Origin of the sequence: Anaerobacillus sp. MEB173 (assembly GCF_052119505.1) — a bacterium.
In the GTDB taxonomy this organism is placed as follows: Bacteria; Bacillota; Bacilli; order Bacillales; family JBJMAU01; genus JBJMAU01.
The window spans coordinates 24,568-38,912 of record NZ_JBJMAU010000027.1 but is presented as its reverse complement, the minus strand read 5'-3'; the positions used below and the strand labels follow the sequence as shown (position 1 = coordinate 38,912).

The following is a 14,345-nucleotide window of genomic DNA, read 5'->3' as shown; positions in this document are numbered from 1 at the left end:
GACTGTATATTTGGGTAATGGTCGATTGGCATCTAGAAGACCCTTTTTTTGATTAATTTGTTCGAACATTGACTTCACCTCTCTCATTCAAACATATAAATTGAGAATACCATCGTTGCTCTGAATATACCTTCTAAACCAATTTTAATCAAATATTGATAAAAGGGATATATTTATCTAATTTCTGCTTTATTGAGATCCTTTTTTAATTGTATATTTTCTTTTTTTAGTCTATCAACCTCTTTGAAAGCTTGATTGAGCTGTTCTTGAATATCAACAAGGCTACTCCAATCATTAAAATCTTTAACTCTAGTTTAGCCAAGAAAGCACTTAATAAATAAATCTAATGAAAATAAACATTACGAGAGATGTCTTAATTCTAAATTGATGAAAAAAGAGGCTTCTCAAACGTTTTATCAACCTTTGAGAAACCTCTAAAATAAGCACTATAATTAAAAAAATGTTAGCATTTTTGTTAGCGTAACTATTAAGTTTCTTAATAAAATACAAAAGGACTGAAGGGGTCAGTCCTTTTGTTACTTTATTCTAATTGTCATTTACGGGTGAAAGAATAAAATCATTTTTTGTAATTCCTATATTGCTATATTGATTGAATAACTATCCTAAAGTCGTAAGTTCCTTTTCAAAGACTTTTTCTGGTGAAACATAATTATGTCCAAGATCTTTTGCTACAGCTTCGTATGTGATTTCACCATTTGCAACGTTTAATCCAAGTTTTAAGGATTGGTTATCAAAAATGGCTTGGAATACTCCCTTGTTCGCAATCTGTAATGCGTAAGGAACTGTAACATTTGTTAAAGCAATGGTTGACGTTCTTGGAACCGCTCCAGGCATGTTTGCCACTGCGTAATGTACAACACCGTGCTTTTCATATGTTGGGTTATCATGTGTTGTTATACGGTCAACAGTCTCTACAATACCGCCTTGATCAATTGCTACGTCTACGATTACAGAACCCGGCTTCATTGTTTTTATCATTTCTTCTGTTACCAGTTTAGGAGCTTTTGCGCCAGGAATTAGAACAGCACCGATTAAAAGATCAGCTTCTGCTACAGCTTCAGCTATGTTGAGTGGATTGGACATTAGTGTTCTAATTTGGTTTCCAAAGATATCATCTAATTGACGTAATCGCTCCGCACTTAAATCAATGATGGTAACATCTGCTCCTAAACCAATAGCTATTTTTGCTGCATTCGTGCCGACAACTCCACCACCAATGATGGTTACTTTACCGCGACTAACACCCGGAACACCTGCAAGAAGAATACCTTTACCTCCATTTGACTTTTGTAAGAACTGAGAACCAATTTGTGAAGCCATACGTCCTGCTACTTCACTCATCGGAGTAAGTAATGGAAGAGTGCGATTTACTTCTACTGTTTCATAGGCAATAGCGATAACTCCCTTGTCCTTAAGTGCTTGAGCTAATGATGGTTCAGCAGCTAAGTGTAAGTAAGTAAACAGAATTAATCCTTCACGGAAATAATCATACTCGCTTGGAAGGGGTTCTTTCACTTTCATTATCATTTCAGCTTTAGCCCATACATCTTTAGCATTTTCAATAATCTCTGCACCAGCACTGGCATAATCTTCATTTGTAAATCCACTGCCAGTTCCAGCATCATTCTCAACTAGAACACTATGACCAGCGTTTAGAAAAGACAATACTCCAGCTGGTGTAAGAGCTACACGGTTTTCATTATTTTTAACTTCTCGTGGTACACCAATAATCATTCCTACTTCCCTCCAATGAAATATGTTTTCCAATCTTCCCTAACTAAAATTTTTTTGTCTTGGTTAGATTTGTATCTCAAGTATAAGCCTTGGTTCCTTTCCCTTCATTAGACACAGTGTTAAATTTATATGAGGATTAATACGACACAATGGTGCTCGATTACCTTTATAGGTACAGAATGTCAAAAACGGATATTTCCTTCATACTGGAAATATCCGCTGTTTTTAAATTTATATTGACCTTATCTTGATCCACTATTATCTTACTCAAAATTGTCTGAAGAAAGAATATAATTCACATACGCTTCTGCACTTTCTTTAATTTCTTCTTCATCTGATGTATAGGCTCCATTAAATACAAAAGCTGGTAGGAATCTAGTGCCTATTAAATTACTAGTTGCTTGGAACGGTTTTAAAAGTTCGCTCATCGAATACTGATTACGACCGCCAGCTTGATATCTTTCTTTTGCACTTCCAGTTGATACAGCTAAAATAAGCTCTTTATTATGCAATTTATTTCCGTTTGAACCATATGCCCAACCATGTGTAAGTACTTCATCCAGCCACTTTTTAAGTAATGGAGGAGAGCTATACCAATAAAAAGGGAATTGCCAAACAATCCGGTCATGTTCTTCACATAATTTTTGCTCTCTTTCAATATCTATGTTTTCATCGGGGTATTGTTTATAAAGTTCATGAACAGTAATATTTGGATGTTTCTTCAATTCTCTTATCCATGTACTGTTCACAACTGACTTTTCAATGTTCGGATGTGCTACGATAACTAATACCTTCATTAAAAATCCTCCATACATATTTTTCTATAGACAAAATAGTTTTTAGAAAATGGAAAAAGCTAAAAGTGTGATATCGAAATTAGATATGGACTACTTTTCCAACATATTCATCATATTTTTGGTGGAGTTCCCTTCGTGCTTCTTCAATGCCTGGTTGGAATTGGATAAGTGCATTGCGTCTTGTTTTGGTAACCTCCGCAATAGCTGCTTCAATTATTTTATCAGCATTCCCCCCTGATAACGCATTGAGTTCACGTGAAATTGCAAGTCCAGCTACTGTTCCTTGAGCCCTAGCTACCTTAGCACTTTCAACTCCAGTGATATTGCCTGCTACATATAATCCTTCTAGATTTGTTTGCATACATTCATTATGCAAAGGAACATGACCACCAAGTTCTGGAACATAGGAGAACGAGCAGCCAGCAACAGCCGCAAGTTCAGACATTGGGGTAAGACCGCCAGCAATACAAACAAAATCAGCGGATATTATTTTTTCCTTTCCAGGTATAACCTCTCCAGATGCAGAAATTTCAGCAATCCGAACACCTTCTACCTGTTTATCTCCAACTATTTCAAGAGCTGTTTTTCGTAATTGAATAGGAATATCCCACATTTTAAATCCATTTTTGGGAAACAAAAGTGCTCCAAGCTTCGGGTTTACCCACTTCCCGCCAAATCTTATTAAAGGTGAAGGAGCCAAATGTGACAATCGTAAAAGAGATTCCATCATTTTCTCCGGATTCGCAGCATCACCAGATATAAGGTTTGGCAGCGGAAGCACGATACTCTCAATGTGAACGCCACATAATTGTAGTTCCCTTGCTATCGCTACTGAGAGTACATTAACACCAATTATAATCCCTTTTTCTCCAGGTTTCACACGATGAACATTACCCATGACTTGTGCTGCACCAATCGACATGACGCCTGGAAGAGTCCAACCCGGAACAGGAATAGGAGTTTCCGATGCCCCTGTTGCAAGTAAAAGACATTTAGACTCGATTATTTTATCCGTGGTATGTACACACCACCCATTGTCCACTTTTAATAAATCATACACAGATACTCCACACAGTATCTTCACCCCAAGTTGAATGGCACGTTCATGGAGTTTTTGCGCTTCGGTAATCCCATTCACCCACTTGCCATCAGGCTCCTCATGCAACTGCCCCAACAAACGGCCTCCAGGTTTTACGAACTCATCTAGTACACATACTTCTAATCCATTTTCAGCAGCCGAAATTGCTGCACCTAATCCAGCAGGGCCTGCACCTACAATCACTAGATCAATCATAATTTACCTCCATTTAAAGAAGATGTAGAGATTGGTATGCCTGATTCGATTCGCATATTGTTTTCTACTGGAGTTAAACAAGCACGAACTGTACTTGCGCCAACTGTTACCCGACACTCAAAGCAATGACCAATATTGCAGTAAATCCCACGTGGAGTCCCTTTGTCCTCTTGACACCGAAGAGTTCGAACTTTAGATGCGAGTAAGGCAGATGCAATTGTATCTCCCTCATACGCTTCATATTGCCTGTTGTCAAAATAAATCTTCACCTTTTTTTGTTTTTCAAGATTTCCCAGAACCGGATGATGATTTACTCTCATTGTGCTCATTTTGATTCGCCTCCTAATACTCCAAATGAAACTGGTCGTACAGGAGGACGATAGCTAAGTGACACTTCATTAGAAACCGATGGTCCACCTAATTGTTCTACTATTCGATCAATCCTCGCTCGACATGTACGTCCCCCGCAAGGACCCATTCCTGCACGAGTACGTAACTTTACCTCACGTGACGAACACTTATAACGTTCAACCGTTTCTTTAATTTCTTCCAACGTGATTTCTTCACATCTACATATGACAGTTTGCTTTTCACTCATGGAACATCTCCTCCATTACCTCTAGATAACTTGATTACATTAAATGTCGATATAATAAAGAGACATCAACATTCAATCTGTGTAAAATAGATGTGCAAGAAACTATTTTTACGCAGAAGAGAACGTTAGACGTCTCAAACGTACAGGTAGCACATCAGCGGGATACGATTAACACTAGATGTTTGTTTTTTCATGCTACGTTACACTTAATCTATAACTTTTTGCTAAATATTCTAGATAAAACCATGATACGGTTTTTGACTAGTAGCAAAATGAACCCATTTAATCATGGTAATAAAATCATATACCGGAAGTTTAACAGCCCTTTGAATATCAGCTGCATACGGTGGTAAATCACTACACTCCAATAAAATCGCTCCGATATCAGGATTCTCGTTGACCATTTTGACAGCGGCATCTACAACTTCTTTTCTTACCTTTTCATTATCAAAAGACCCTCTACTCTCAATGATCGCTGAAAATTCAGGTAGTCTGCCTAAATCTCTAACTACGCAAATACTCGGATCATCTATTCCACAACTTTTAAATAATTCAGGAGTAATTCCTTGAGCATCAGCGGTCAACATCCCAATTTTCTGAGTAGGTTTTAATCCGGTCTTTATCCAAGGAACTTGAACAACACTTGAAAGATAGACTGGAATATCTACAGCTGCTGCTACTTTATCTTGGAAATTGCCAAAAAATCCACAAGCAGCAGCGATAGCACGTGCCCCTTCTGCTTCAAACTCTTTTGCTGCTTTTATAATATCGTCCAATAACGTAGGATCCCCTACATGGATTCTCTCTTGAGTACAATTCGGTACTACTTTAAGTCTTACCGGGAAATCATACGTACCAAGGTTTGCAACATTTCCAGGTAAAACAGGGTACCAACAATCATCCAAAAATAATATACCTACTGAATATCCTGCTATGTACTGACCTTTTTTCATTGTAATGATAGTGCTTTCATTTTCTTTCCCTAAATATCCATATTCCCGATCATTAGTCAAAAGTTTAGAGCTCAATCTTGACTCCTCCTTATAGTTTCAGAGAATACGAATGTATTCTCTGAAACTAGTCATCCTGTTCAATTTATAGTTACGATTCATAGTTAGTTGGTTGACACCCAAAAGCTTTTATCCTGAAATAACTGATTCATCTAGTGATTTAATTTCATACCCTAATCTCACTAATTCTTCTCTAATCTTTGCTTTAATATCGTCAGTAGGCTGTGTTAAAGGCTTTCTCACTTTTCCACCTTTGATTCCAAGCATGTCCAAACCTGCTTTTACTGGACCTGGATATGGATTACCTTCTGCCTCCATTAAGTCATAAATACCTGATAATTTTCGGTTCAACTCACGCGCAGCATTTAAATCACTCTTCTCAACTGTCAGTTCATAAAGTTCTACAAGTTCCTTAGGAAGCAAGTTTACAAGGATTCCAAAAGCACCTTGTCCTCCAACAGAGAAAGTAGGAAGGATAAAGTGCTCTTCACCAGTAAACACAGTAAAGTTCTCAACATCCTTCGTTAAAGCGTTAACTTGACATAAGTGACCAAAATCTGCAGATTCTTTCACACTTACAATGTTTTCATCCTGACTTAACTCATAAATCATTTCAGGAGAAATAGTAACGCCCGTTGCTCCTGGATAATTGTAGATGACGATTCCGACGTTTGATTTTGAAGCTACTTCCTTGAAAAAGTCACGAATTCCTTCCTCACTTGTCTTATGATAGTAAGGAGGCAGAACAAGTCCCCAAGTTGCACCACATTCTGCAGCATAATTCGCAAGTTCGATTGTTTCTTTGGATGTCGTGCATCCAACACCCGCCATAACGGGTACTCTTCCTGCTGCATATTCGCAGCCCGCCTTGATTAATAATTTACGTTCCTCTAATGACATCACATGGTATTCTCCTGTTGTGCCTCCAACTAGGAGACCGTGAACACCATTTTCAATTTGAAAGTCGATTACTTTCTTATAAGCCTCAAAATCAATCGATTCATCTTCATTGAATGGTGTAATTAATGGTACAAAAATTCCTTTTGGTGCAGTTTTCATCATTTTGTTCCTCCTATTATTAACCTATTATTTTAATCTTTATTTACATTCAATAGTTTCAAATATTGACGGCTTGCTTTTTCTTGTATCTAGAAAAATTCAATTTATCAATGTTAAAGTCCGTTTTCTCGCCTGTCATGAGTTGGGCCACCATTCTTCCGGTTATCGGTGACATACTAATACCATCTCCTTCATGTCCACTGGCAATAAAGAAGCCTGGTACTTCTTCTACTTCAGACACAATAGGGAGGTGATCTTCAACCCAAGGTCTAACTCCTGCATAGGCTCTTATGCAGTTAATTTCTTTTAACACAGGCAAGAACCGAATAGCTCTTTCTGCAATTGCACGCATAACTTCAATTTCTGAGCTAATGTCAAACCCTCTAAAGGCCCGATGTCCTCCTACTAAAAAGTTATTTGCATCAGTAGGTTCAATCGTAAAAGCTACATTATGTTTTTCAACTAATTCGCTTACATTTCTTTTAAATGTAATATCTTCAAATTTGGATAACATGTATCCAAATTCATGGACTTTTTGATTTGCCACCTTTAACGGCGTTTTTTCAGAAATTAAAACCATACCTTTTCTTGGTTTAATAGGAATGTGAACTCCTACCATTTCTGCTATTTTCGGTGACCAAACTCCAGCACAGTTAACAATCCTCTTTGTTTTAAAAGTGCCTCTGTCCGTAACTACACTCTCAACCTTTCCTTTATCATCGAGTGTAATATTCTGTACAGCATGATAGTCATAAACTTCTAACCCTAGCTTCTTTCCTTCTTCAACAAATGCATAACATAATTTATATGGATTCATTGACGAGTCTACTTCAGTCCATATTCCTCCAGCTAAATCATCGGCTAGATATGGTTCAATCTCTTGCAATTCATGCTTGTCAACCATGCGCATATCATAACCATCTTTTGCTTGCTGGGAAACATAGTCTCTAGCAATCTCTAGCTCTTTGTCTGTTTCACATACATATAGACTTCCTCGTGAAGCAAACTCGAAATCTACAGAAAATTCTTTAGCCAATTGTTTAAAAAGCTGAATACTTGCATAACCAATTTCCGTATCAATACCAGGCTTTTTATCACAAATTAATGCTACCGCATCGCATCTGCTGGAAGTACCTGATGCAACACCGCCTTTTTCAATTAACGCTACTTCAAGCCCTTTTTTTGCTAAATGATATGCTACGCTAGATCCGATTACACCAGCACCAATGACAATAACATCAAAACTTTTCATATTTGTTATTTCCCCTCAAAAAATCCGGATGGTTCTACTTTAAGGTTGACATTGATTTGTTTCACTTCCAAATACTCTTCAAAACCATATGTTCCCAAGTCTCTTCCAATACCACTTTGCTTGTACCCACCCCAAGGTGCTTCATTAAACGTTGGGTGATACGTATTAATCCATGTAATCCCAGCACGCATTTGGCGAATCACACGATGTGCTTTAGCTCCATCATTCGAGAAAACAGCCGCAGCTAATCCAAAAGCCGTACCATTCGCTAATTCAATCGCTTCTTCTTCTGTTTTGAAGGTTTGAATGGCTAACACTGGTCCGAAAATCTCTTCCTGAACAATTCTCATGTTCGGTGTAGTGTCTCCAAAGATTGTAGGCTCAACAAAATACCCATTTTTAAAGTCACCGTCTACAATTCGATTACCTCCGCAAAGCAAAGTTGCTCCTTCATTCTTTCCGATCTCAATGTAGTCAAGAACTGTGTTCATATGGTCTTCAGAAACCAGCGGACCCATTTCAACCCCTTCTTCCCAACCAAGGCCTATCTTGATTTTCTTCGCTCGTTTGACTAATTCAGGGACAAACTTTTCATATAAACTCTCTTCCAGTAATAAACGCGAACCCGCGGAACATACCTGACCTTGGTTTGCAAAAACAGCAAATAATGCGTAATCAACTGCTGATTCAAAATCTGCATCTGCAAAGACAATATTAGGAGATTTCCCGCCTAATTCTAAGCTAATCTTTTTCACTGTATCCGCTGCTGATTTCATTAAGTTAATTCCCGTATCAGTACCACCAGTGAATGAGATTTTATCTACATCAGGATTAGCTACTAATTCTGCTCCTAATTTTCTTCCTGAACCCAATACTAGGTTAACAACACCAGGCGGGAACCCTACTTCGTCAATAATCTCAAATAAACGAATCACTGAAAGCGGTGTCTGTTGAGCTGGTTTTACGATGACTGAGCAACCTGCAGCAAGTGCAGCAGCAATTTTTTGATTTGCCATTACTAATGGATAATTCCAAGGGACGATAATCCCAACAACGCCAATCGGTTCACGAACAACCATTGCTTGAATGTCATCAGGCACATCGTAGGTTTGACCATGTGGCTTTGTTGCTAACCCAGCATAATAACGTAATTGGTTAACAGCATCTTCAACGTCTGCCAATGATTCTCTTAATGTTTTTCCGTTATTCAATGTTTCCAAATAAGCAAATTCTTCTTTTCTTGCTTCTAATTTATTTGAAACTTGTAGAAGTAGTTCTGCACGTTCCCTAGCTCTACTGTTCATCCAACCATCTTCATAAAATGCCTTTCTTGCAGCTTTAACTGCATTTTTAGCATCTTCAACCGTTCCATCAGTCACTACCCCAATTATCTCTCCATTCGCTGGATTAATAACTTCTCTCTTTTCATTGGACTGACTTAATACCCACTCTCCATTTATATACATTTTTTGAGTAATGCTATTGCTAACTAATACCGATTCAATATCTGCTTTTTGTAAGATCATTTCTTTCACCTCTTCATAAATTTGCTTAAGTTGTAATTTTAAGAATATTTAAATATCAACTACTACAAAGATACATTAGATCTTAGTGTTCTTCATTGGACAGTGTGTAAAATATATCAATTAATATATTTAACATTGCTTGAAATACACGGCTTTAAGTAGTCACACTGTCCTCTTATCTAGTAATTCTGAAATAAAAAAAGAACAGATCGTTCGAATAAAACAAAACGTCTGTCCAAAGTTAGTTACTAATTTATTATTTTGTAAAATTCAACAACTATGTTTTCTCTCCGGCCAAAACTAAACCGATTTTCTTTCCCTTTGCATCTGTTCTGAATCTTCTGTATATTCATTTTCCCAAAAGTCTGCACCTTTTATCCCAAGCTTCGTTGGATTAAATACAGGATCCTTCCCTGCTTTTTTCTGCATTTCATAATCTCTTAATACCTTTAATGCTGGTTTAGTCAAAAATAGTATCGCTACTAGATTTAACCAGGTCATAATCCCAAACCCTAAATCACCCAACGACCATGCGAATGCCGCAGAATTCGTACTATTGTAAAAAACAACGATTAATAAAGCAATTTTTAAAATATTTAGAGGCCAAGTCAGCTTCACTTTTCGGTTACGATTGATATAAGCAAGACTTGTTTCCGCTTTATATGAATAAGTGATAAGACTTGTAAACGCAAAGAAGAAAATAGCCAGAGCAACAAAAGGGGCTCCAAATCCAGGTAACACTGATTCCACTGCTAATTGTGCATTATTGGATCCTGGTTCAACCTCACCAATATTATTCATTATTGAAGAGCCACTTGGAGATACCACATTATACATGTTTGTGAGTAAGATCATGAATCCTGTTGCAGTACAAAGAATCAACGTATCAATATAGACGGAGAATGCTTGTACCAAACCTTGTTTCGCAGGGTGGGATACTTCTGCAGCCCCAGTTTCAAACGTTTCACTACCAAACCCCGCAGCATTTGAAAAAGCCCCTCGCTGCACTCCCCATGCTATCGCCGACCCAACGATTCCACCAAACGTAGCATCTGTACTGAATGCACTTGAAAAAATAAGTGTAATAACATTCGGCAGTTGAGAAAAGTTGGCGATTAAAACAATGATACAAACAAGGACATAACCAATCGACATAAACGGAACAATTATTTGTGCAGTATTTGCGATTCTTTTAATCCCTCCAAAAATAACAGCACCTAGTAAAAGAACAAGGAAGGCCCCAGTAAAAATTCGATCAATACCAAATGCACTTTCTACCGATAGAGCAATTGTATTTACTTGTATACCGGGTACAAGAATTGTCATTGAAATCATCGTAACAATGGCGAAAATAATACCATACCACTCTAACTTGAGCCCCTTACCAATGTAATACGGGGCACCTCCTCGATATTGGCCATCTTGTTTACTTTTATACACTTGTGCAAGTGTTGTTTCAATAAATGCTGTACTCGCTGAAAAAATGGCCATCACCCACATCCAAAAGAGCGCACCCGGCCCTCCAAAAGTTATAGCTGTAGCGACACCTGCAATGTTACCAATACCTGCTCTACTTCCAACTGACATGCTTAATGCTTGGAAAGAAGATACACCAGCTGCAGAACTACTGCCATTAAACGTTAACTTCACCATGTCCTTAAAATGTCGAAATTGAAAAAAACGGGTGGCGATAGAGTAAAACAACCCTACACCTAAAATTAGATAGATCAATGCCGAACTCCAAACAATACCATTTAACCAGTTTACAATTGACTCCATAAAAACCCCCGTTCCATAAGCATAAGTTTTTTTATTTAGAACTTCCGTTTTTTAGATTCACAAAGGCCAATGATTAAAATCATGGCTAAAAACAGCTTCAAATTCCTTAGATTATGAACATTCGGAACATCATAATAAAAACTATTATACAGTAATAATTAACTGCACTATTAAGCTATCCATATTACCTTTTTTTACCTAAGTAACTTCCATCCACCTCCATTCCCACATTTTTCTCATCCGAAATGAAAACCTTTTCATTTTAGCATCCTATACATCTATCTCTATATCTCTCCCCCTTTTGTTTAATTCCTTTATGAATGTATTGTAAATATACAACGTTTTCAGAATATTCACATTGGACATACTGTTAAAGATTAATAGTTTCTAATTTTACATTCGAGTCCTTAATGATAATACGGCTCTGTTAAAGTTTGATGTTGCTTTTTGGCTCATTCGTGTGATTTTGAAAATCACACGCCTTTCAGGTACTGAAAGGGTGGAAGGTTTGAATGAACTGGTAAAAGAAAATGCATTTTCTTTTACCAGTTCATTCAAACCTTCCAAAAACGAGCCAAAAAGCAACATCAAACTTTAACAGAACTATTAATAAAAAACGATTTTCCCATTTTTGAGAAAATCGTTCTTTTTTTTGCGAATTAGATTTTAGATTTAGGAGTAGTGATGACAGCTAAACTGATTGCTGTAAGCCCACCCACGAGCTTCCCAACAATCATTGCAAACACCATTTCCTTATTAATACCTGCCACAAAACCTAGATGGCCTCCAAAAACAAAAGCACCACTAACAGCAAAAGCAACATTAATCACTTTCCCTCTAGGCTCCATGTTTTTTAGCATTACAAGCATAGGTATATTATGTGCAAGAGAAGCGATAAGACCGGCTGTTGAGGTATCGCTAATTCCTAGAGAATGCCCTAACTTCCCTAATTGCCTTTTAAACACTTTATTAATAAACGCTACCATTGGGAATGCTCCCGCAAGCATAATGGCAATCATTCCAACAATTTTTATCCCTTCTGATAATGGTGTCATATTTGGAATAAGGATAATACCTGTCAATGTTTCGATGATAATTGCTGTAAGACCTAAAATAGCCATAACCTCAACGCATTTACCAAAAAGATGAAATCCTATAATCATCTTATCTGTAGCTTTATATAGACCTATTGCAACAATAATTGAAAAAATTATAGGTGGGATAAGGTTGGCTAGTATTATATTCAAACTTAACCCGGCAACAAGTCCGCCTGTAAGACAACCAAGAGGGATCGTAATAATCCCTAAAAGAATACCTTTGGCAAAATACGGGTGATCCCCCTTATCAATGATTCCTAAAGCAACAGGAATCGTAAATACAATTGTAGGCCCCATCATTGTCCCTAAAAATACCCAAGAGAATAACTCTGCTTCATAGTTTGTGGCCATTTCTTTTGCCAAGGCATATCCTCCCATATCTAACGCTAACAACATATTAGCAAACGATGAAGGATCGGCACCGACCAAACTATAAATGGGAGTAATCACCGGTATTAAGAAATTAGCAAGAACCGGGGCCAACGAAATAATACCAACCATTGCCATTGTTAAAGAACCCATCGCCATAAATCCTTCACTAAACTTTTCCCCTAAGCCCATCTTATTCCCAATGCACTTATCAATAGCTCCTAAACATAGAAAAATAACCATAATGTATACAATGACGTCATTTAGCCCCATAAAAAACCTCTTTATTTTTTAATAGTAATAGTGCAATACATTATAGCAAGATTGATAGAATAAAACGATGGGGTAGTTCCCATCGTTTTATTTAACAGTTCATTCAATTCTATAAAACGTCACTTACTAGAGTTAGTTTTTTATCAAAGGAAAATAATAGTCGGTGATTACAATTGAAGTATGCTTTCTTTTAAAGTCTTTACAATAAAAGTAAAGTCGTCTTCTGTAATACTTAACGGTGGAGATAGCTGTATGATATTATTATATCCCGCTACGGTATCACCATTTTTACCAATAATTAGTCCTTTATCTTTACAAAGACTCATGACTTTGTTTACCTTATCGATACTAGCTGGTGCCTTTGTTTGCTTGTCTTCTACTAGTTCAATCCCTAAAAGAAGTCCCTTTCCACGAACATCTCCTACGTTCGGATGCACCTTTATATCTTCAAGTTCACGTAATAGACGTTCACCTAACTCTTTAGAACGTTCAATAAGATTTTCATTTTCCATAATTTCCAAATTCTTTAAAGCCAGCGCACAAGCGGCAGGACTTCCTCCAAACGTATTCACATGACGGAAGCGGTCATAATCTTCACTGCCTGTATACGCCTCATAAATCTCTCTTTTAACCGCAGTTGCTGACAAAGGAAGATACGCACTTGTGATTCCTTTTGCCATCGTAATAATATCTGGTTTAACATCATAGTTCATGAATCCAAATGGTTTACCTGTTCGGCCAAAACCACATATTACTTCATCACAAATTAGTAATGCACCATGGTTCTCACAAATTTCTTTCACTTTTTTCATATATCCGTCAGGAGGCATTAAAATTCCACCCCCAGTAATGATCGGTTCCATAATGACGCCGGCTACAGTTTGACTTAACTCCCATGTCATGACACGATCAATTTCATCAGCACTTGCTAGTGTATGAATATCTTCTGGATTTCGATACGTATCAGGTGGGGCAACATGCAGAAATCCTTGTCCCAATGGTTCATATTTGTATTTACGTTGCGCTTGACCAGTTGCCGCTAATGACCCCATCGAATTACCGTGGTAAGCACGATAACGGGAAATAAATTTGTACCGGTTATGATCCCCTTTTTGGTGATGATATTGGCGAGCAATTTTAAATGCTGTTTCATTTGCTTCTGATCCACTATTAGAAAAGAAAATAACATACTCATCACCGAGCCATTCATTTAATTTTTCCGCCAATTTAATAGCAGGAACATGACTATGTGCCAGAGGAAAATACGGCATCTCCATAAGCTGTTTATAAGCGGCTTCGGCAAGCTCTTTTCGTCCATACCCAACATTTACACACCATAGACCTGACATACCGTCTAAATAACGGTTGCCATTAATATCAGTTACCCATGCACCGTTGGCTTCCGTAATAATCATATTAGCGGGGTTAGGATTTGCCCCTCTCATTGCATGCCATAAGTACTTTTCATCCGTTTTCTGTAAATTTTGCGCTTGTTCTGTTAATTGCAAAATCATCAACTCCCTTCTTCCTTTTTCG

12 protein-coding genes are annotated in these 14,345 nt (G+C 37.5%); all 12 read right to left on the bottom strand.

Annotation, left to right across the window (positions count from 1 at the left end; translation table 11 throughout):
• Positions 1–618: 618 nt before the first annotated feature.
• The 12 genes from ald to ACJ2A9_RS22520 all read right to left on the bottom strand — a co-directional run bounded on the left by ald (position 619) and on the right by ACJ2A9_RS22520 (position 14,317).
• A complete protein-coding gene (gene ald / locus ACJ2A9_RS22575; protein WP_441423963.1) occupies positions 619–1,755 on the bottom strand; it encodes an alanine dehydrogenase in 1,137 nt (378 codons plus the stop codon).
• A 263-nt stretch (positions 1,756–2,018) separates the two neighbouring features.
• Positions 2,019–2,552, bottom strand: coding sequence for an NAD(P)H-dependent oxidoreductase (locus tag ACJ2A9_RS22570; RefSeq protein ID WP_441423962.1), 534 nt, complete (start codon positions 2,550–2,552; stop codon positions 2,019–2,021).
• A 79-nt stretch (positions 2,553–2,631) separates the two neighbouring features.
• On the bottom strand, positions 2,632–3,846 hold the full coding sequence (locus tag ACJ2A9_RS22565) for an NAD(P)/FAD-dependent oxidoreductase (RefSeq protein ID WP_441423961.1): 1,215 nt from the start codon (positions 3,844–3,846) through the stop codon (positions 2,632–2,634).
• Positions 3,843–4,175 (bottom strand): (2Fe-2S)-binding protein, encoded by a 333-nt coding sequence (locus tag ACJ2A9_RS22560; RefSeq protein ID WP_441423960.1) that lies wholly within the window; start codon positions 4,173–4,175, stop codon positions 3,843–3,845. Before ACJ2A9_RS22560 ends, ACJ2A9_RS22565 begins: the two co-directional genes overlap by 4 nt.
• On the bottom strand, positions 4,172–4,444 hold the full coding sequence (locus tag ACJ2A9_RS22555; protein WP_441423959.1) for a (2Fe-2S)-binding protein: 273 nt from the start codon (positions 4,442–4,444) through the stop codon (positions 4,172–4,174). The genes ACJ2A9_RS22560 and ACJ2A9_RS22555 overlap by 4 nt, the downstream gene beginning before the upstream one ends.
• 233 nt (positions 4,445–4,677) lie before the next feature.
• Positions 4,678–5,472, bottom strand: coding sequence for an aspartate/glutamate racemase family protein (locus ACJ2A9_RS22550; protein WP_441423958.1), 795 nt, complete (start codon positions 5,470–5,472; stop codon positions 4,678–4,680).
• A 111-nt stretch (positions 5,473–5,583) separates the two neighbouring features.
• Complete coding sequence (gene dapA / locus ACJ2A9_RS22545) at positions 5,584–6,516, bottom strand: 4-hydroxy-tetrahydrodipicolinate synthase (RefSeq protein ID WP_441423957.1); 933 nt, start codon at positions 6,514–6,516, stop codon at positions 5,584–5,586.
• A gap of 55 nt (positions 6,517–6,571) precedes the next feature.
• Positions 6,572–7,765 (bottom strand): NAD(P)/FAD-dependent oxidoreductase, encoded by a 1,194-nt coding sequence (locus tag ACJ2A9_RS22540; protein ID WP_441423956.1) that lies wholly within the window; start codon positions 7,763–7,765, stop codon positions 6,572–6,574.
• A 5-nt stretch (positions 7,766–7,770) separates the two neighbouring features.
• A complete protein-coding gene (locus ACJ2A9_RS22535) occupies positions 7,771–9,291 on the bottom strand; it encodes an aldehyde dehydrogenase family protein (RefSeq protein WP_441423955.1) in 1,521 nt (506 codons plus the stop codon).
• Between the two features lie 300 nt (positions 9,292–9,591).
• A complete protein-coding gene (locus tag ACJ2A9_RS22530) occupies positions 9,592–11,070 on the bottom strand; it encodes an alanine/glycine:cation symporter family protein (protein ID WP_441423954.1) in 1,479 nt (492 codons plus the stop codon).
• Positions 11,071–11,729: 659 nt separating this feature from the next.
• On the bottom strand, positions 11,730–12,809 hold the full coding sequence (eutH, locus tag ACJ2A9_RS22525; RefSeq protein ID WP_441423953.1) for an ethanolamine utilization protein EutH: 1,080 nt from the start codon (positions 12,807–12,809) through the stop codon (positions 11,730–11,732).
• A 167-nt stretch (positions 12,810–12,976) separates the two neighbouring features.
• On the bottom strand, positions 12,977–14,317 hold the full coding sequence (locus ACJ2A9_RS22520) for an aspartate aminotransferase family protein (RefSeq protein ID WP_441423964.1): 1,341 nt from the start codon (positions 14,315–14,317) through the stop codon (positions 12,977–12,979).
• Positions 14,318–14,345: the final 28 nt, after the last annotated feature.